Source organism: Hydrogenophaga pseudoflava, from assembly GCF_004353865.1.
Lineage (GTDB): Bacteria > Pseudomonadota > Gammaproteobacteria > Burkholderiales > Burkholderiaceae_C > Hydrogenophaga > Hydrogenophaga pseudoflava.
Genome location: NZ_CP037867.1, coordinates 2,677,025 through 2,696,711 on the forward strand (window position 1 = coordinate 2,677,025; position 19,687 = coordinate 2,696,711).

Consider the following 19,687-nt stretch of genomic DNA (forward strand, 5'->3'; position numbering starts at 1 on the left):
CGGGCTACCTCGACACTACAACAACCGGAACTTCGGCAGCGTGACCTCGTCGGTTACATCGTCATAGTGAACCGTCACGCGCTGGCCGATGCGCACCGCCTCCACATCGTCGGTGACGATATTGCTCATCATGCGCGCGCCTTCGTCGAGGTCGATCACCGCCACCACATAGGGCGCGTCGGCCTTGAAGGCCGGGCCGGCCGGCCGGCGCGCGATGGTGTAGCTGTAAATGGTGCCCGTGCCGCGAGCATCGACCCAATCGACGGCGTCCGAGTGGCAGTGCGGGCACAAGGCGCGCGGATAGAAATGGTGCTTGCCGCAGTCATGGCAGCGCTTGAGGGTAAGACGGTGTTGTTTCAGGGCGTCCCAATAGGGGCGGCTCTCGCCATCGATGACGGGCAGGGGTTTGTCGTACATGGTGTTCACTGCGTAGAGAGGATGCAAGTGGCACCGCTGGAGAGCGTGCCGCCGGTGCCGTGGACCAGCGCGGTCACGGCGTCCTGAATCTGGCGCGGGCCGCATTCGCCACGCAGCTGGCGCACCGCTTCGATCAGCAGGAAGATGCCATACATGCCGGGGTGCGCGTAGGACAGTCCGCCGCCGTTGGTGTTGAGAGGAAACGCCCCGCCCGGCGCGGTGCGCTGGTTGGACACAAAGGCGCCCCCCTCGCCACGCTGGCAAAAGCCCAGGGCTTCGAGCGTCAGCAGCACGGTGATGGTGAACGAGTCGTAGACCTCGACCACGTCGATGGCATCGTGCCCGATGCCGGCCATGGCGAAGGCGTCGCGGCCGGCCACCTCGGCGGCCGTCAGGCGCGCCAGATCCGGCATGGCGGCAATGGTCCAGTGCGTGTGCGATTCGCCGTAGCCGCGCACGTACACCGGTTTGCGCCCGAGCGCCTTGGCGTGCTCTGCCGTGGTCATGACGACCGCGCCACCGCCATCGGTCACCAGGCAGGCGTCGAGCAGGTGCAGTGGGTCGGAGATCATCGGGCTTTTCAGCACGTCGTCGATCGACATCGGATCGCGCATCGTCGCGGCCGGGTTGAGCTGGGCCCATTTGCGCGTGGCCACGGCAATCTCGGCCAGTTGCTCCGACGTGGTGCCGTACTCGTGCATGTGGCGCATCGCCGCCATCGCGTAGCCGCCCACGGGTGTCGGCATGCCCCAGGGCGTTTCGTACTGCATGGTCAGCACCGAAGGCCGACCGGCCAGGTTGCGACTCATCTCGCTGCGCTGCAGGCTGCCGTAGGTGATCAGCGCCACCTCACAGCGGCCGGCCTCGATGGCGGTGGCGGCGTGCGCCACATGGGCCTCGAAAGCCGAGCCGCCGATGTTGGTGCCATCGACGAAGCGCGGGGTGATGCCCAGATACTCCGACAGCGTCACGGTAGGCAACTGGCCCGGACCGGGAACGCCCCACAGGCCGGCGGTCAGCAAACCATCGACCTCGCGCATGGGAATGCCGGCATCCTTGAGCGCATCGCGCGCGACCAGCGCCTGAACCTGCAAGACCGACATCGGCGTGAGGGCCTTGCCGTCCTTCAGCGGCAAGTCGGCGACGCCGACGATCACTGCTTCTCGTTTTTTCATTGTGCTATTACTCCTTGGCTGGACTGTGGGTTGCCTTGCATGTGTAGCGCGCTGACTTGTTCAGGTCAGCGACTTTGGGTTGGCCTGAGGCAGAAAGGTAATGGTTTCGGTGAAGTCAGCGATGGTCTCGCCACGCTGATTGATCACCAGGTGCTGCAACTCCATCAGGGTATAGCCGCGCGAGGTCTTGGGGAGCAGTCGGGCCTCCCCTTCGACATGAATGGTGTCGCCTGGAAACAGCGCACCACGCAGGCGCGCCTGCACACCGGTCATGCCACCGAAAGGGCCCACCTCGCGACCTTCCAGCACCTGCTTGATGATGCCTGGCACATAGGTAGCCAGCAGCCCCATGCCGAGCGAGATGACCATGGGGCCAGGCGCGAAACGGCTGCGATGTGATCCGGTCATGTTCTCCCGGATGTATTCCATGTCGATAAAAAATGGTTCATGCAATCCCACCACATTGACGAAGGTGACGATGTCCGTTTCGGTGATGGTTCGGCAGTGGGTCTTGAACCGAAGTTCTTCGGCGCGCTCAGTGTTCATGCAATGATCCTGGAAACGGCCGTTGAACGCGCTTGGCCAGTGCCGCAGCGTTCTTTGCTGGCCCCGAATTCAATGCCATCACCGGGGCCAGACGCTGAGCGTCAACGGCGGCTTGATCACACCAGGCTGACATGACCGTCAAGCCCCGCCGTGCGCGGACTTGACGGCCGCGCGGTCGATGCTATCGGCACTTGCCTTGGGCAGTTCCGATACAAACACCACATGCTTGGGTTTTTTGTAGCGCGCGATGCGACCGCCCACAAACTCGATCAATTCTTCAGCACTCAAAGTGTGCCCCGCTTTCAGCACACAGACGGCCTTGACCGCCTCGCCCCACTGAACGTCGGGCACACCGAATACCACCGCCTGCGCCAGCGCCGGGTGTTCAAGAATGGCCCGCTCGACTTCAGCTGGATAGACGTTCTCGCCGCCCGGCTTGATCAACTCCTTGGCCGGTGAGCGCCCGCTGTACCAGAGGTAGCCATCGGCATCGATGCGCCCCATGTCGCCGGTATGGTGCCAGCCCTTGCGCAACGTGAAGGCGTTGTCTTCGTTGCGGCCCCAGTAGCCCAGAAACACCATCGGGCCGCGCACCACGATCTCGCCGGTGGCGCCGATTGGCAGCGGGCGGTCCAGATCATCCAGCACCGCGACCGTGTTCAACAGGGTGGGACGACCGGCACTGCCGGGGCGCTCGTCAAAGGGCGCCTGGGTGACCGAGCCCGAGGTCTCGGTCTGGCCGTAGGCACTCCAGAAAGTCGCGCGGGGACAGCTCGTGCGCAGGCGCGCGATGGTTTCGGGCGCATCGATCCCCGACACCACGCGCAGGTTTGCGAGTTGCGAGCCCTGGGCCGCGGCAGCGTCCAGCAGTGCGCCGAGCATGGGCGGAAAGGTGCCGATCAGGCTGCCACCGTCCTCGTCGATATGTTTGACCAGGCTGGGCGGATCAAAACGTGTCAGCAGCAGCGTCGCCCCGCCCGCCTGCTGCGTGGCCAGCATGAAGCCGATGGCGGCGACGTGAAACAGCGGCAAGACCCCCAAATTGATATCCTGCGGCATCAGGTGCCAGGCCAGTTGCGTCTGCATGCCAGCAGCGAGCAGGCCGCCATGCGAGAGCAGTGCGCCGCGCGGCCTCCCACCCACGGCAGCGGTGTGGATGATGACGAACCCGCTGTCGTCGGCCACGTCTGGCAGCTCCGCCGCTGGCGCATGGGGCTCCAGATACAGCGTGCCGATGGATTGCCACGGGGCCTGTGCCGCGCCCAGCGTGTAGCGCAGCGTGTCGTCCAGGCCCTGTTGCGGCAGCAGTGCCTTGAATTCGTCGGCCACGATCAGTACACGGGGTGACACATCCTCGATGACATGGGCCACTTCTTCGGCCGACAGCCGCCAGTTGATCGGCACCACCATCGCGCCCAGATGCGCGCTGGCACCGAACAAATCGGCGTATTCCAGGCAGTTGGGGGCCAGTATCGCCAGCCGGTCACCCGCACGCACGCCAGCCGCGGCCAAACCGGCCGCCAGCCGCGCCGTGCGCTCGGCGTACTGGGCGTGCGTTACCCGCTGATCGCCAAACAAAAAAGCCGTTTTCGATGCGTGCAAGCGCGCGTTGCGCGCGATCAGATCGTGCAGCGTAAAAGATCGCAAACTCATGGCATGCTCCTGGTTCAGTTTCCACCCGCCGGGGCGTGCGTCGGCGGCATCACTTCGTGCAGAAAATCCACCACACTGGCGGCGAAGGCGTCATTGGCATCTCCGGCGATCATGTGGCCAGCACCCTTCAGGTCGACAAAGCGCGCCCGCGGCAGGGTTTGCACCAGGGCACGCGCATCTTCTTCGGATATGACGTCGCTGCGCTGACCACGCAGCAGCAGCGTGGGCGCCTGCAGCCCGCGCAAGGCCCGCTCATAGCCGTCCGGGTCGCGGCGGTGATTGTGGTTGGCTTCGCTCATCAGGCGTGGGTCCCAATGCCACACCCAGCGGCCTTGCGCATTGAGGCGCAGGTTTTTCTTCAGCCCCTCGATGGGGCCTTCCATGGGGCGGCCACGGTAGGCTGCAATATGCAGCGCGGCCTCTTCGAGTGTTGCGAATCCATCGGGCTGCGCCCGCATGAAACGCACGATGCGCTCGACACCGGCTTCTTCCATGCGCGGCGCAATGTCCACCAGCACCAGCGCGTTGATCGGTGGCGCGTCGGCGCGACCGACCGCGGCCATGCTGATGAGGCCGCCGAGGGATGCCCCCACCACGGCCAGCGGCGTCCCCAGTTCGCGCCAGATGCGGCACATGCGCTCGGCCAGGACCTCAATCCGGTAATCGCCATCGGTCGCCCAGGCACTGTCACCATGCCCCGGCAGATCCAGGGCGACCGTACGCCAGCCAGCATCGCCAAGGGTCTGCGCGGCGCGGCCCCAGGCATGGCGCGTTTGCCCCCCGCCGTGCAGCAGCAACACCGTCGGCGCACCCACCGGCCCATAAACGTCGGCGACAAGAACGCCACCGTCCAAGCCGGAGAACTCTCGTCGCTCGAAAATATTCATGCAAGAACCTTCCGTGGCCGAACGCTGCCAACCTGCAGCGAAGTCTTCCATGGATGAAATCTCATCGGGGAAGGCATGAAAGATCGCAGATTCATGTTTTTAAGGCTCCGGGGTTACGGACCAAGGCGTCTTGCTTCCTGGTCCCGATACGCAGACGACATCACCTACTGGTCATTTGCTGGTCATCGTTAATAGACGCCTGGAACGATCTTCCTGGTGCGCTTTTGGTAGTCAACATAGTCCCTCCCCAAGGCTTTCTGGAGTCCTTTTTCCTCGAAGTGGATGCCGACCAGAACGTACAAGGACATTCCGATCGAAAACACCAGGTGGCTCACGCTCATGACAGGCGCGGCCCAGAAGGCAATCAGGATTCCCAGCATCATCGGATGGCGAATTGACCGGTAGAAAAGTCGCTCGGTAAACCTCAGGTCGGTGTAAGTCCGCCGGACGTAGTGCAGCCAGACCTGGCGCAGACCGAAGAGATCAAAATGGTCGGTCAGGAAGGTGGAGATGAAAATCAATAGCCATCCCAGCGCAAAGAGCGCCCATACGGCTGCGCGCGCCGCCGGATTTTCCACGGACCACACCGTGCCTTCGATAGGTCGCCACCAGAACATCAGCAACGCCAGCACGATGGCGGAGGTCAGCACGTAAGTCGCGCGTTCAATGGTGTGCGGAATCACGCGCGCCATGAACGACTTGAAGCCGGCTCGCGCCATCACGCTGTGCTGAATGCCGAACAACAGCATCACCCCGATGTCGATCAGCAGGGCCTTGCTGAAACCGGCCGACGCCGGATGGCTGACGGATTGGGGCACGAACACATCACCGACAAAGCCCATGAAATAGACAAACACAAGGAGGAAAGCCAGATAACTGGCCGCCCCATAAATCAGGAATAAAACTCTCATGTGCCTGGCTCTATTCACAGCAAGGTTATTAAAAATTCGTTGCCGTTCAGCGGACTTCATCCTCGGGGTCCGATGTCAGGCACCCGGCCGGACATCGGATTCGAAATCGGCGCGGACGCCCAGCTTCCGCCCCCAGTCGGGAAACGAGGGATAGGCCTCGCGCCACGCGGCGATCAGATCGCCGCGCGGCAGATCGACATAGGCGCCACGGTCATGCACATACTCCATGTGACGCCGGCCGCTGGCGTCGAATTCATGAAAAACCGAATCGGCGCTGCCGTCGAACTCCAGCGGCCGAATGCCGGCTTTCTCGCACAGGGAGCGGTTGAAGGCGGGCGTGGCCTTGATCCATTGGCCATCGAGCCACAGCTCGGTGTAGCCGTGAAAGACGAACAGATCGGTGCCCATCATGTCGTACAGCCTCTGGCTGGTCAGATGGTTGCGCACGTCGGCAAAGCCGAGCCGCGATGGCACGCCCAACACGCGTGCAGCGGCGGCAAGCAGCGCCGCCTTGGGCACGCAGAAACCGCGGCCCGCCGCTATCACATGGCTGGCCTTGAGGCCGTCGATGCTGGTGTCGAAGTGGTAGGGGTCATAGAGAAACTCGTCGCGCACGGCATAGTAGAGCTTGAGCGCGATGTCATGCGGCGTCGTCGCGGCGCCGGCAACCCGGCGCGCGAACGATATCACCGCGGGATGGTCGCTGTCGACATAACGGCCAGGCGCGAGACAGTTCGACAGGTCGTTCGCATTCGTGGTTTGTGCCGGCGTGTTCATGTCCCGATCATCCCTGCGCATCTTCGCCCAGACACTTGGGTGCCTGCGACAGCGTAAAACCGTTGAATGCCTTTGAGCGCTCGTGCGCTATCAGCTTCCAGGTCGGTCTGGCATTGGGCACGCCGCCATCGACCCGAATGCATGAGCCGGTGATGAAGGCCGCCGCCTCGCTCAGCAGGAACACGATCGCCGCCGACACCTCGGACTCGGTGCCATAGCGCTGCAGCGGCACCTTGGTCTTCAGGCTGCGCAGCTCGGCCTGCATCTCGGCGCTGTAAGTGTCAAAGCCGCTGCTGGCCACCCAGCCCGGCGCCACGGCATTGACGCGCACACCCGACTGCGACCATTCGCAGGCTGCCGTCTCGGTGAAAGACAGCATGCCCGCGCGCGCCGCGCCGCTGTGCGCCATGGTCGGCATGCCCCCCCAGATGTCGGCGATGATGTTGACGATGGCGCCGCCGTTGGCCTCCATGCTTTGCACATAGACTTCACGCGCGACCAGGAAGCCGCCGGTCAGGTTGTTGCGCACCACCGCGTCCCAGCCCTTGAGCGTGATGTCGCGCACCGGCTGCGGGTACTGGCCGCCGGCGTTGTTGACCAGTCCGTTGATGACGCCATGGCGTGCGATCACGTCGGCGACCATGGCTTTCACGCCGGCTTCGTCGCGAATATCGCAGGGATGGATGCTGGCCTGGCCGCCCGCGGCGGTGATCTCGGCCTGCACCTGCTCGAGCTTCTCGACGCGGCGCCCGACCAGCGCGACGGCCGCGCCCAGATTCGCCAGCTCATGGGCGGTGCAGCGGCCAATGCCGCTGCCGCCGCCGGTGACGATCACCGTCTGGCCAGCGAAGAGTCCCGGACGGAATACGGATTGATAGACCGATTGATTCATGGGTGCATTTCCTTGATGGTTTCATGCGTCAAGCATGAAGTTGCAATGGCCGAGTGCGATCGGCTTGTCGGGACTCGACTGCCAGGCCTCGATGCGCAGGTTGGCCACGCGCCGTCCCAGCTTGACCATCACGACATTGGCAAAGGTGTCGCGCGGCTGACCGGTACGCAGGTAGTCAATGTTGAAGTCGATCGTCTTCGGCAGGGTCTTCGTATCCATTTTCCAAAGCAGATAGAACAAGCCAGCACATTCCAGAAAACCACCGGTTGCGCCGCCGTGCAAGGCGGGCAGAACAGGGTTGCCAATCAGCTTTTTCTCGAAAGGCAGGATGCAGGTGAACTCGTCACCCTTGATGTCGATGCGCAGATCCAGGAAGTTGGCGTACGGAATGGATTGCACCATCGGGCCCAAATCACCGGACGCCCTGCAGCTTGTCAAGAGGTCGGCAAACTTCATCGGGGACGCTCCTCGTTTTGAATCACAGTGGATCCGCTGGTGAACATGTAGATACCTACCGCGGTGGCGATCGGATCGTCCGGTGACTCGTGGTAGGCGCAGCCGCGGACGAAGGCCAGATCCGGCGTCAGCTTGTAGCAGACCGCGCCGCCCAGCACCGCTTTATCGGGGGTGGCTGGCCTGAGGTAGTCAATACGCAGATCCAGCGTAGCCATCGGCCGAAACTGAGGCATCTTCACAAAGATCGAGAACCCGAAGGCAGCATCCAGCAAGGCGGTGATGACGCCACCGTGCAGCACCCGCGTGTTCGGGTCGCCAACCAGGCCGTCCTTGTAGTCCACCTTCAGCACACACCAGTCCGGCCGCACGGAGTGTGGCAACAGCCCGAGCTCCCGGTTGTACGGGGACACGTCCGCAAACTTCCGCCAGCGCTGGGCGAATTCCTCTTCAGGACTCATCGTTTCTGCCATCAAAAAATTCCTCTCATTCAAATTTGAACCGTCGGCTGATCTGACCGCTGGATGGGTGCCCAGCGCAGCACGCCAGCGTCTTCGCTGGACCTGACATGACCGTCACTTTCGAGCCACAGCAGATGCGCCAGCGTCTCTCCCATCGCCAGGAACCTGTGCAGTGCCTCGGACTGTTTTCCGTAACTCGCTTCGCCAAGCTCCACGGCACTCATGCCTTCACGCAAGCCTTCCTTGAAGCGCCGCAGCGCCCGCTGGTGGTGCGCCACCAGCCCGTGCGCGCGCGCTTCACCTGCGTGGTAAGCATGGTGATGCGCCGGCAACACATGTTCGATGGGCAAGCCCGCGATCGCCCGCAAGCTGTCGATGTAGCGTGGCAGCGGATGGGTCTCGCCGTACGGCCAGACCCCGACATTGGGCGTGATGCGCTCAAGCAGCTGGTCCCCGGTGAGCAGCAGTTTCAAGGCTGGCTCGTACAAGCAGATTTGCGCGATGCTGTGGCCGCCCAGCACCAGCACGTCAAAACCGAAGTCGCCAATTTGCAGCCGCTGCCCGTTTTCCAGACTGCTGCCGGGCGGGGGTTCGTCGCAACCCAGGTTTTCATGCAACACGCCACTGACGATCTCCTCGGCCTCGCCCAGTGACAAGCCGTGACGCAGCATGAAGTCGATGCCCTGGCGGCGTGAGGTTTCATCCAGCATGCGGGTTGCACGCGCCACCTCGCGTTCCTCGGGACGCATCAGGATCTTCGCTCCGGTGCTCTGCGCCAGCCACGCGGCCAGCCCGAGGTGGTCGGGGTGGTGGTGCGAGACGATGATGCGCGTCAGGCCACCCACCAGCGGCCCCGCCAGGGCACGCAGCCACAAGGCCCGCGCCGCTTCGCAGTCGGCGCCGGTATCGAACAGGCACCAGCCTTCACCGTCGCGAATCAGGTAGATGTTGACGTGGTCGATGCCGTAGTCCACCGGCAGGGTGAACATCAGGATGCCGGGCAGGATTTCCTTGAGCGGCAGCTCGACCGGCAAGTCCATGGCTGGGGTGGGGGACGAGGTGCTCATGATCACAGGCGTTTGGCCACTTCTTCGAGCATCACTTCGGTGGCGCCGCCGCCGATGGCCTGGACACGGGCGTCGCGCACCATGCGCTCGATTGCGGCCTCGCGCATATAGCCGAAGCCGCCATGGAACTGCTGGCAGTCATAGACCACGTCGTTGAGCAGCTCGCCGCACAGCGCCTTGACCATCGACACTTCCTTGACGCATTCGCGCCCCTGTGCGTCCAGCCAGGCGGCGTGGTAGACCAATTGGCGCGCGGCCTCGACCTGCGCCGCACGCATGGCCAGGCGCTGGCGGATCGCCTGCTTGTCCCACAGTGTGGCGCCGAAGGCTTTGCGCTCGCGCACGTAGGCCAGCGTCAGCTCGATCGCGCGCGCGGCCTCGCCCATCATCTGCGCGCCCAGCACCATGCGCTCGTTCTGGAAGTTGCGCATGATCTGGTAGAAGCCCTTGTTCTCCTCGCCCAGCAGGTTGGCCGCCGGCACGCGGCAGTTATCGAACACCAGTTCGGCGGTGTCGCTGCACAGCCAGCCGCTCTTGTTGAGTGCGCGGCCGACGCGAAAACCCGGCGTGCCCTTCTCGACGATGAAGATCGAGATGCCGCGCGAGCCCTTGGCCGTCGGGTCGGTCTTGGCGGCGACGAAATACACATCGCCATGCACGCCGTTGGTGATGAACATCTTGCTGCCGTTGATGACCCAGTGGTCGCCGTCGCGCAGCGCGCGGGTGCGTATGCCGGCCACGTCGGAGCCGGCATCGGGCTCGGTCACGGCCACGGCGCAGATTTTCTCGCCGCGAATGATGGGCGGCAGGTAGTGCTGCAACTGCTCGGGCGTGCCGAAGTTGGCCAGGTGCGGCGAGGCCATGTCGGTATGCACCATCACCGTCACCGCGAAACCGCCGAAGCTCGAACGCCCCAGTTCCTCGGCCAGGATCGCGCTGTACACCGTGTCGAGCTTCGACCCCCCGTAGGTCTCAGCGTAGCGCACGCCCAGGTAGCCAAGCTCCCCCATTTTGCGCAGCACCGCGCGCGGCACCATGCCGCTGTCTTCCCAGGGTGCCGCCTGTGGCACCACCTCCTGCTCGACGAAGCGGCGCAGGTTGTCGCGGAACTGCCGGTGTTGCTCGTCGAAGTAGATCGGTTCGTTCATCTCGTTTTTCCTCGGTTTTCCTCAATGTCCATGACCACCAGCACATCGCCACCGCGCACCGCATCGCCGCTGCGGCAGCGCAGCTCGCTGACCCGGCCCGCGGCGGGCGCGCTGATCGTGTGCACCATCTTCATGGCTTCCATTTGCACCAGCGTATCGCCCGCATTCACCGTCATGCCCACGCTGGCTTGCACTTGCGTCACCAGGCCGGGCATGGGCGCGAGCAGGCGGCTGCCACCCCGCTCGTCCGCGGCCGCCGCGCCGGTGAGCGCGCGCTGCCAGCGGTCGAGCCGGCGCCAGGTGCGCGTGCGGCCGGCGCCGGCCAGCCACAGACGTTCGCCCTCGCTGGCGTGCCGTTCCAGCGCCACCGTGAAGCGGGTCGTCACGCCCTTGTGCCGCAATTCCAGGGTGTCTGCGACCAGCGTCGCCGCAACCACCCGTTCCAGCTCGCCGACGCGCACGCGCCAGCCTTCGCCCTGCGGCGACACGCTGGCCTCGTGCACGCAGCGCTGCCCGTCTTCGAGCAGCACCCGCGTGCCGCCAGCGCCGCTGCCGGGCACGCGCCAGGTCCCGAGCGATTGCCAGGCCGAGCGCCCGGCCGCAGCTGCCTGCGTGGCCAGCACGCCGTGCAGCGCGGCAGCGGCGATGGCCAGCCCGTCGTCTTCGCGCGGCTGCCAGCCTGCGGGGAAAGCACGCGCGATGTAGTGCGTACTGAGCCTTTGCGCAAAGTGCTCGTGGCGCAGCAGATCGGCCAGGAAACCGAGGTTGCTGTGCACGCCGAGCAGCACCGTGTCGTCCAGTGCGGTGGCGAGCCGTCGCGCGGCGGTCGGCCGGTCATCGGCATGGGCAATCACCTTGAGCAGCATCGAGTCGTAATACGGGGTGACCCGGCTGCCGGTGCGCACACCGCTGTCAACCCGGACGCCCTCGCCGCGCGGCTCGCGGTAGCCGACCACGGTGCCGATCTCGGGCGCGAAATCGGCCGCTGGATTTTCCGCGCATACGCGCACCTCGATCGCGCAGCCGCGCTGCGACAGCGCTGACTGACTGAAGCCGAGCGCTTCACCGGCGGCCACCCGCAACTGCCATTCGACCAGATCGATGCCGCAGGTCAGCTCGGTCACCGGGTGCTCGACCTGCAGCCGAGTGTTCATTTCCAGAAAGAATGTGTCGCCGCTGCGGCTGTCATGAATGAACTCGATGGTGCCGGTGCTGTCGTAGCCGATGGCACGCCCCATCGTCAGCGCGTGGGCAAACAGGGCCTCGCGCACCGCCGGCGACAGGTGCGGCGCCGGCGCTTCCTCGATCACTTTCTGGTGCTTGCGCTGGATCGAACATTCGCGCTCGAACAGGTGCACCAAATGCCCGTGCTTGTCGCCCAGCAACTGCACCTCGAGGTGGCGCGGCTCGTCCAGGTAGCGCTCCAGCAGCACACGGTCATCACCGAACGACGCCTGGGCCTCGCGCCGCACGGTGTCCAGCGCGGCCGTGAATTCGCCCGCGCCGCGCACCACCCGCATGCCCTTGCCGCCACCGCCGGCCGAGGCCTTGATCAGCACCGGATAGCCCACGTCACTGGCAGCCGCCTGCAAGACCGCGCTGTCCTGATCGTCAGCGTGGTAGCCCGGCACCACCGGCACGCCGTGTTCCATCGCAATGCGTTTGGATTCGATCTTCGACCCCATGCGCCGGATCGCCTCGCGCGAGGGGCCGACGAAAATGAGCCCGGCCGCTTCGCAGGCATCGATCAGGGCCAGGCTTTCCGACAGGAAGCCGTAGCCCGGATGGATGGCTTGCGCACCGGCGGCACGCGCCGCGGCCACGATCGCCGCGGCATCCAGGTAGCTGCGCGCGGCCTCAGGCGGGCCAATGCGCACGGCGGTATCACACTGGGCCACGTGCAGCGCTTCGCGGTCAGCATCAGCGTACACCGCCACGGTTCGCAAGCCCATGCGGCGCGCGGTGCGTGCGATGCGGCAGGCAATCTCGCCGCGGTTGGCAATCAGCAGCGTGTCAAACATGCACGGCTCCCGCGACGAGATCGCCTGCGCACGCTGCGCGCGCCAGGCAATTTGGCTGCGCCGCTGCGCCGACTGGTGCCGGCTGGTCGCCGCGGTTGGCAATCAGCAGCGTGTCAAACATGCACGGCTCCCGCGACGGCAATCAGCAGGGTTTCGAACATATTCATCTTGACCTCAGGCCTGCCGCCACGCAGGCTGGCGCTTGCCGAAGAAGGCGGCGATGCCTTCGCGCCCTTCTTCGGTTTCCCAGGCATCGGCCAGCTTGTCGGCGGCGTAGATCATGTTGGTGTCCAGGTCATGCGAATGCACGTAGGCGATCAACTTCTTGGTGGCCGCCACCGCGCCGGGCGCGCACTGCAGCAGGTCGGCGAGTTCGCGCTCGACGGCGGCGTCGAGCTGGTCCGCCGCCACCACCTCGGACAGCAGGCCCAGGCGCTGCGCCTCGGTCGCCCCCATGCGGCGCGCCGTCAGGAAGGTGCGCCGTGCGTTGGCCTCGCCCATGCGCGCCACCACATAGGGCGCGATGTTGGCCGGCAGCAGGCCCAGGCGGACCTCGGTCAGCGAATAGACGCCGGTATCGACCGCGATGGTCATGTCGCACACCGAGATCATGCCGACGCCGCCACCATAGGCGGGGCCGTTGATGCGGCCAATGACTGGCATCGGCAGGTCATTCAGTGCCCGCAGCATCAGCGCCAGATCGCCGCTTTCGCTGACGCGCTCGGCCCGGCTCTTCGTCATGTTGTCCCGCATCCAGCCGAGGTCGCCGCCCGCGCAAAAAGTCTTGCCGGCGCCAGTGAGCACCAGCGCGCGCACGCCCTCGGCGGCGCCCAGCCATTCGACCGCACGGCGCAGCTCGCCGATCAGGGTGGCGTTGAGCGCGTTGTGGGTGTCGGGGCGGTTCAGCGTGAGGCGGGCCACGCCGCGCGCATCGACGGCAAGTTGCAGGGTTTCGTAGGCGGGTGTGTTCATGGGACAGGTCTCTGGATGGACAGGGTTACATGCGATAGACAGGGGTGGCGGTGTCCGGCAGCGCACGGCGCGCCGCCAGCGCCAGCGCCAGGCCGAGCACATCGCGCGAGGCCGAAGGCTCGATCAGGCCGTCGTCCCACAGCCGGGAGGTGGCGTAATAGGGGTCGCTCTGGCGCGCGTATTGCTCACGCACCTGGCGTTCGGTTTCGGCCAGCCGGGCCTCGTCGGCCGGGCCGCGCAGATTGGAACGCGCCAGCTCGACCATCACATTGCTGGCGATGTCGGCGCTCATGGTCGCCACCCGGGCGCTGGGCCAGGCGAACAGGAATTCGGGCTCGAAACCGCGGCCGCACATGCCGTAGTTGCCCGCGCCATAAGAGCCGCCGACGACCAGCGTCAGCTTGGGCACGCGGGCGCAGGCCATGGCATAGACCATCTTGGCGCTGTGCTTGGCAATGCCGCCGCGCTCGGCCTCGGTGCCCACCATGAAGCCGGGAATGTTTTGCAAAAACAGCAGCGGCACGCCACGCTGGTTGGCCAGCTCGATGAAGTGCGCGCCCTTCAGGGCCGACTCGGCCAGCAGCGCGCCGTTGTTGGCCAGAACGGCCACGGGCTGGCCGTGGATCGCGCCGAAGCCGGTCACCAGCGTCTCGCCCCACAGCGGCTTGAACTCATGGAAGGCACTGCCATCGAGAAGCCGCGCAATGATCTCGCGCGCGTCGTAGGGCTGCTTGGGATCAGCCGGCACGATGCCGTCGAGTTCGCCCGGATCGTAGCGTGGCGGGCTGGGCAACAGCGGCGGCGCCAGCGCGGGCTCGGGCGGCAGGCTGGCCACGATCTGGCGCAGCATCGCCAGCGCCTGGTGCTCGTCCTCGGCCAGATGGTCGCTGACGCCGGAGACGCGGCTGTGCATCTCGGCGCCACCGAGGGTTTCGCCATCGGCCACTTCGTTGATCGCAATCTTGACGATGGACGGGCCGCCGAGGTGGATGCGCGCATTGCCACGCACCATCACCACCTCGTCGGACAGCGCCGGAATGTAGGCCCCGCCCGCGGTGCAGCCGCCAAACACGGCCGAAATCTGCGGCAGACCGGCCTGCGACATGCGGCACTGGCGGTGAAAACTGTTGCCGAAGTGGTCCTTGTCAGGGAACACGCGGTCCTGCTCCGGCAGGAAGGCGCCGCCGCAGTCCACGAGATACAGGCAGGGTAGCCGCAGACGCTCGGCGATGTCCTGCGCCCGGATATGTTTTTTGACGGTTTCATGGAAGAACGAGCCGCCTTTGACCGTGGCATCATTGGCGATGAGCATGCAGGGCCGACCGGCCACCATGCCGACGCCGGTGACGATGCCCGCGCCCGGCACCTCGTTGCCATACTGGCCCCAGGCCGCCAGCGGCGAGAGTTCCAGGAAGGCGCTGCCATCATCAACGAGAAAGTCGATGCGCTCGCGCACCAGCAGCTTGCCGCGCTCGCGGTGGCGCCGGATGTGCGCGTCGCGCCCGCCGCTCGCCACCGCGACCAGACGCGCACGCAGCGTCTCGGCCTGTGATCGGCCCTGCCCCAGCGCCTGGGCGTAGGCATCGCCGCGGGTATCGATACGGCTTTCGATCTGAGTCATCTGCGTCATCCCTTCATTGCAGCGAGCGAGCCACTGTGCATCACATGGCCCGACAATGCCCGGCCAATGATGCGCTCGGCCAGCCGAGCCGCCTCAATCAGCACCTCCAGGTCGATGCCGGTCTCAATACCGAGTTCCTGGCACATGAACACCATGTCCTCGGTGCAAATATTGCCCGCCGCGCCGCCATGCTTGTGGCCGGCGAACGGGCATCCGCCCAGACCGGCGACCGAACTGTCGAACAGCCGGACACCCATCTGCAAGGCCGCATAGACGTTGGCGCCGCCGACGCCGCGCGTGTCGTGCAGGTGCAGCCCGATGCGTGCATCGGGCACGATCTCGCGTACCGCCCCGATGCGACGCTTGATCTCCTCGGGATGGGCCCATCCCATGGTATCGGCCAGGTAAACCGCTGGCAGCGGCACGCTCCGGTCGGCGCAGGCATCAAGCAGCCAGCGTATGTGGTCGGTGACGGACGACAGCGGCACGGCACCCCCGAGATTGCAGCCAAAAGCCGTGATCACGTAGGCCTTTTCCACCGGAATGCCCAGGGCGATGTAGCGGTCCAGCCAGCCGAGCTGGCGTTCGCGCATCTCGGCCACGCTGCAGTTGTTGTTGCGCTGCGAAAACGGCTCCGTGGTGTAGAACATCAGCCTGCCGTCCAGGTCCACCTGCTCGCAGGCACGCGCACGCTCGAATCCGTTGTCGTTGAGCCAGAGCGCCGTGTAGCGGGTGCCTGGGCGCTTGACGATGGCGGCGAACAGCTCGGCGGTATCGGCCATCTGCGGCACCGCGCGCGGGCTGACAAAGGAAGCCACCTGGATGTGCTTCAAGCCCGAGGCCGCCAAAGCATCAATCAACGCGGCGCGATCGCCCAGCGGATAGGTCCGCGGCTCCATCTGGAAGCCCTCGCGCGGCCCCTCCTCATGGAACTCGACCGAGGCGGGCAAGTCACTCATCGCCGCCATCTCCTTCGATCAGACCGGACGGACTTCGGCCAGCACCTGGTGGCGCTCGACCATGTCGCCAACCCGGCAGCGCAGGCTGCTCAGGCTGCCTTCGAACGGCGCCGTGACGTGCAGCTCCATCTTCATCGATTCGAGCACTATCACGGTCTGGCCGATGGCGACCGAATCGCCAACCGCCGCCTTGACCGCGACCACCTTGCCCATCATCGGTGCGCCCAATTGCCCGCTGGAGGCGGCGTCACCGGCGGCGCCTCCCAGATAGGGTTCCGCGGTGAACACGCTGCTGCCCAGCGCGCTGGAGAGCTCGACCTGCTGCGCATCGCCCTGGATGGTCAGCTCCAGCGCCCGCCCGCCGCACTGCAACAGGCGGCGCCCACCCGGGATCGGCGACAGCGCGGCCTGCGTCACCTCGTCGCCGATGGCCAGGGTGCAGGCGCCATCGGCGGCGCGAGCGGAAAACCGGACCGGCCACTCTGCCGCGCCCGCCTTCAACACCAGGGCCGCCTGGGGCGCGGCCTGAATCGGCCCACTGCTCAGGCGCCAGCCGGTGAAACCGTCCCACAGGGTCCAGCAGCCCAGCGCGGGCGACTCCGCGCGCCGCTGCGCCAGCCAGTACAGCGCGGCCGCCGCCAGGTGCTCCACCGGCACGGCCGCGGGCGCGACCACGCCCCGCTGCGCATGACGCTCGTCAATCAGGCGGGTATGGAAACTGGCGTCGCGGGTTTCCGGCCATTCGAGCAGTTCATGCAGAAACCGCAGGTTGGTCACCAGCCCGATGACCGTGCTCTCGCGCAATCCAGCCACCAATGCCCGACGGGCCGACTCGCGGTCGGGGCCATGGGCGATGAGCTTGGCGATCATCGAGTCGTAGTGCGGCGAGATCTCGTCTCCGCTGTCCACCCCCGACTCGATGCGCACGCCCGAGCGCGAAAAATCGACGACATCGAGCCGACCCATGGCCGGCAGGAAACCGGCGTCGGCATCTTCCGCGCACAGCCGCGCCTCGAAGGCGTGACCCCGACACACCACATCGGCTTGCGCCAGCGGCAAGCACCCGGTGTCGGCAATGCGCAGCTGCAGCGCCACCAGATCGAGCCCGGTGACTTCTTCGGTCACCGGGTGCTCGACCTGCAAGCGCGGGTTGACTTCCAGGAAGTAGTGCGCGTCACCGGCAACAACGAACTCCACGGTACCCAGGCCGCGGTAGTTCACGCCGGCGGCCAGCTTCACCGCATCGGCCAGGATAGCCTCGCGCAGACGCGGGCCGAGGCCGGCCGAGGGCGCTTCCTCGATCACTTTTTGATGGCGGCGCTGCAAAGTGCACTCGCGCTCGAACAGGTGGATGGCATGGCCCTGGCCGTCACCGGCGACCTGCACTTCAAGATGGCGCACCTGCGGCAGGTAGCGTTCGACGATCAGTTCGCCATTGCCGAAGGCTTTTTCGGCCTCGCGCATGGCGCTCTCGATGCGTGCCTCCAGCCCCTCCAGCGTCTCGACCACCGCCATGCCGCGGCCGCCTCCGCCGGCCACCGCCTTGAGCAGCACCGGCAGCGTCATGCCGCGCACCAGGCGCGACACCTCGGACGGATCGCTCATGCCGCCTTCACTGCCGGGGATGACCGGCACGCCGAGCCGGGCCGCCTCGCGCTTGGCGCTGGCCTTGCCGCCCACGCGCTCCATGGTGTCGGCCCGGGGGCCGATGAAGGTCAGGCCAGCCGCTTCAAGCGCGCGCACGAAGTCCGCGTTCTCGGAGACGAAGCCGTAGCCCGGATGCACGGCGTCGGCGCCGACGCGCCTGGCCGCCGCGATGATGGCGTCGATGTTGAGGTAACTCTCGCTGGGCGCGGCGCCCCCGATCTCGACCGATTCCCCGATCTCGCGCACATGGCGGGCAAACCGGTCAGCGCTGGAATGCACCGTGGCCACGGACAGGCCGAGCTTGCGGCAAGTACGGGCAATGCGGCAGGCGATCTCGCCTCGGTTCGCAATGAGGATTTTCTTAAGCATGCCCAAGGCCTCCAGAGCGGCGAAGGAAGTTGGCCATCAAGACGGTGTGGATGCGTTGCATGGTTTGCGTCCTGGTTAGAAACGAAAAACGCCGAACGGCGTCGGTTTGGCGGCGGTGCGCGAAGCGAGGTCGAGCAACAGCCCCATGGCATCGCGCGTTTCCACCGGATCAAGAATGCCGTCGACCCACAGGTTGGAAGAGAAGTTGGTGGCGGGCTGGAAGTCTTCGTAAATCTTGCGCACCGGTACCTTGAAGGCTTCTTCTTCCTCGGGCGTCCATTCGCGGCCCTCGGTCTTGTTGATCTGCTTGCGCACCAGCGCCATCACGGTGGCGGCCTGATCCGGGCCCATGATGGCCGCGCGGCCGGTCGGCCAGGCGAACATCGCGGTCGGATTGAACGGCCGGCCACACATGGCCAGGTAGCCAGCGCCGTAAGAGGCACCCATGATGATGGTGTACTTGGGCACGTTGGCCGAGGCCATGGCCGTGATCATCTTGGCGCCGGCCTTGGCGATGCCGGCCTGCTCGGCGGCGCGCCCGACCATGAAGCCGGTCACGTCGGCCATGAACAGCAGCGGGATGTCGCGCTGGCAGCACAAATCAATAAAGTGCGCCGCCTTCATCGCGCTTTCCGGGAACAGCACGCCCTGGTTGGCGAGGATGCCAATCTCGTGGCCGTGGATACGGGCAAAACCGGTCAACAGGGTGTCGCCGTACATCGGCTTGAATTCCTGGAACCGGCTGTCATCGACGAAGCGCGCCAGAATCTCGCGCGTGTCGGTCGGAATCTTGGTGTCGCGGCTGATGATGCCGTAAATCTCACGCGGGTCGAAACGCGGCGGCACCGAGGGCTGACGCGTCCAGCGCGGTTGGGCTTGCTCGCCCAGATCGCGCACGATCTCACGCGTGATGGCCAGCGCGTGGCGGTCATCTTCGGCGATATGGTCGGTGACGCCACTGACGCTGCAGTGCATCCTGGCCCCCCCCAGCGACTCGGCATCCACCGTCTCGCCGGTGGCGGCAAACGTCAACTCGGGGCCACCGAGGTACATATAGCCCTGCTCCTTGACAATCACCGCCTCGTCGCACAGAGCCGGAATATAGGCGCCACCCGCCGTGCAGGGCCCCATCACGACGGCAATCTGCTGGATACCCTCGGCCGACATGCGGACCTGGTTGTTGAAGATGCTGCCGAACTGTCCGACATCGGGAAAGATGTTGGCCATCTCCGGCAGAAACGCCCCGCCGCTGTCAACCAGCGTGATGCAGGGCAGGCGGTGCTGCCAGGCAATCTGCTGCGCCCGCACGTGTTTCTTGCAGGTCATGCCGTAGTAGGTGCCGCCCTTCACGGTGGCGTCGTTGGCGATGATCATGCACGCACGGCCCTGCACCAGGCCAATGCCGGTGATGATGCTGGCGCCGGGCGGCACGCCGTCGTACAGGCCTTCACCGGCCAGCATGCCGACTTCCAGGAAGGGCGAACCCGGATCGAGCAGCACTTCGACCCGATGGCGCGGCAGGATCTTGTTGCGCGCCAGGTGTTTTTCCCGCGCTTTCAGAGGGCCCCCGGCAAGCGCCTGTTGGCGACGGCTCTGCAGATTCGCAATCACGGCCTCGTAGGCTTCGCGATTGAGTCGAAATTCGTCGTCCGAAGTCGACACACGTGAGGAGAGGATGGTCATTTGCGTTCTCGCACCAATTCGAAAGGGA

The 19,687-nt window shown here is 65.6% G+C and carries 19 protein-coding genes; all 19 read right to left on the reverse strand.

Features of this window, described 5'->3' with window-relative positions; all coding sequences use genetic code 11:
• Positions 1 to 15: 15 nt before the first annotated feature.
• Positions 16 to 417 (reverse strand): Zn-ribbon domain-containing OB-fold protein, encoded by a 402-nt coding sequence (locus tag HPF_RS12870; protein ID WP_060983768.1) that lies wholly within the window; start codon positions 415 to 417, stop codon positions 16 to 18.
• Between the two features lie 5 nt (positions 418 to 422).
• A complete protein-coding gene (locus HPF_RS12875; RefSeq protein WP_060983752.1) occupies positions 423 to 1,592 on the reverse strand; it encodes an acetyl-CoA acetyltransferase in 1,170 nt (389 codons plus the stop codon).
• A 60-nt stretch (positions 1,593 to 1,652) separates the two neighbouring features.
• On the reverse strand, positions 1,653 to 2,138 hold the full coding sequence (locus HPF_RS12880; protein ID WP_066697334.1) for a MaoC family dehydratase: 486 nt from the start codon (positions 2,136 to 2,138) through the stop codon (positions 1,653 to 1,655).
• A gap of 138 nt (positions 2,139 to 2,276) precedes the next feature.
• Positions 2,277 to 3,791, reverse strand: a complete 1,515-nt coding sequence (locus HPF_RS12885) for an AMP-binding protein (protein WP_060983750.1) — start codon at positions 3,789 to 3,791, stop codon at positions 2,277 to 2,279.
• A 14-nt stretch (positions 3,792 to 3,805) separates the two neighbouring features.
• Complete coding sequence (locus HPF_RS12890; RefSeq protein WP_243721576.1) at positions 3,806 to 4,729, reverse strand: alpha/beta fold hydrolase; 924 nt, start codon at positions 4,727 to 4,729, stop codon at positions 3,806 to 3,808.
• Between the two features lie 137 nt (positions 4,730 to 4,866).
• Positions 4,867 to 5,649 carry a methanethiol S-methyltransferase gene (gene mddA, locus HPF_RS12895; RefSeq protein ID WP_207959145.1) on the reverse strand — a complete coding sequence of 261 codons (783 nt, stop codon included), beginning with the start codon at positions 5,647 to 5,649 and terminating at the stop codon, positions 4,867 to 4,869.
• A 15-nt stretch (positions 5,650 to 5,664) separates the two neighbouring features.
• Positions 5,665 to 6,366, reverse strand: a complete 702-nt coding sequence (locus HPF_RS12900; RefSeq protein WP_060983748.1) for a transglutaminase-like domain-containing protein — start codon at positions 6,364 to 6,366, stop codon at positions 5,665 to 5,667.
• 7 nt (positions 6,367 to 6,373) lie between these two features.
• Positions 6,374 to 7,258 (reverse strand): SDR family oxidoreductase, encoded by an 885-nt coding sequence (locus tag HPF_RS12905; protein ID WP_133156822.1) that lies wholly within the window; start codon positions 7,256 to 7,258, stop codon positions 6,374 to 6,376.
• A 21-nt stretch (positions 7,259 to 7,279) separates the two neighbouring features.
• Entirely contained in the window at positions 7,280 to 7,714 is a 435-nt protein-coding gene (locus tag HPF_RS12910) for a PaaI family thioesterase (RefSeq protein WP_060983746.1), read from the reverse strand.
• Positions 7,711 to 8,184 carry a PaaI family thioesterase gene (locus HPF_RS12915; RefSeq protein ID WP_060983745.1) on the reverse strand — a complete coding sequence of 158 codons (474 nt, stop codon included), beginning with the start codon at positions 8,182 to 8,184 and terminating at the stop codon, positions 7,711 to 7,713. The genes HPF_RS12910 and HPF_RS12915 overlap by 4 nt, the downstream gene beginning before the upstream one ends.
• A gap of 17 nt (positions 8,185 to 8,201) precedes the next feature.
• Positions 8,202 to 9,212 (reverse strand): MBL fold metallo-hydrolase, encoded by a 1,011-nt coding sequence (locus HPF_RS12920; RefSeq protein ID WP_243721778.1) that lies wholly within the window; start codon positions 9,210 to 9,212, stop codon positions 8,202 to 8,204.
• Positions 9,213 to 9,241: 29 nt separating this feature from the next.
• Entirely contained in the window at positions 9,242 to 10,387 is a 1,146-nt protein-coding gene (locus tag HPF_RS12925) for an acyl-CoA dehydrogenase family protein (protein WP_133156823.1), read from the reverse strand.
• Positions 10,384 to 12,408 (reverse strand): acetyl/propionyl/methylcrotonyl-CoA carboxylase subunit alpha, encoded by a 2,025-nt coding sequence (locus HPF_RS12930; RefSeq protein ID WP_133156824.1) that lies wholly within the window; start codon positions 12,406 to 12,408, stop codon positions 10,384 to 10,386. Before HPF_RS12930 ends, HPF_RS12925 begins: the two co-directional genes overlap by 4 nt.
• Positions 12,401 to 12,529: a hypothetical protein gene (locus HPF_RS24080; RefSeq protein WP_279512589.1), complete on the reverse strand. Its 129-nt coding sequence runs from the start codon at positions 12,527 to 12,529 to the stop codon at positions 12,401 to 12,403. The genes HPF_RS12930 and HPF_RS24080 overlap by 8 nt, the downstream gene beginning before the upstream one ends.
• Positions 12,530 to 12,582: 53 nt before the next feature.
• Complete coding sequence (locus HPF_RS12935; RefSeq protein WP_133156825.1) at positions 12,583 to 13,380, reverse strand: crotonase/enoyl-CoA hydratase family protein; 798 nt, start codon at positions 13,378 to 13,380, stop codon at positions 12,583 to 12,585.
• 25 nt (positions 13,381 to 13,405) lie between these two features.
• Positions 13,406 to 15,001 carry an acyl-CoA carboxylase subunit beta gene (locus tag HPF_RS12940; protein WP_133158108.1) on the reverse strand — a complete coding sequence of 532 codons (1,596 nt, stop codon included), beginning with the start codon at positions 14,999 to 15,001 and terminating at the stop codon, positions 13,406 to 13,408.
• A 5-nt stretch (positions 15,002 to 15,006) separates the two neighbouring features.
• Entirely contained in the window at positions 15,007 to 15,960 is a 954-nt protein-coding gene (locus tag HPF_RS12945) for a hydroxymethylglutaryl-CoA lyase (protein WP_133156826.1), read from the reverse strand.
• Positions 15,961 to 15,978: 18 nt separating this feature from the next.
• Positions 15,979 to 17,976, reverse strand: coding sequence for an acetyl/propionyl/methylcrotonyl-CoA carboxylase subunit alpha (locus HPF_RS12950; RefSeq protein WP_133156827.1), 1,998 nt, complete (start codon positions 17,974 to 17,976; stop codon positions 15,979 to 15,981).
• 75 nt (positions 17,977 to 18,051) lie between these two features.
• Positions 18,052 to 19,659: a carboxyl transferase domain-containing protein gene (locus HPF_RS12955; RefSeq protein WP_133158109.1), complete on the reverse strand. Its 1,608-nt coding sequence runs from the start codon at positions 19,657 to 19,659 to the stop codon at positions 18,052 to 18,054.
• Between the last annotated feature and the right edge of the window lie 28 nt (positions 19,660 to 19,687).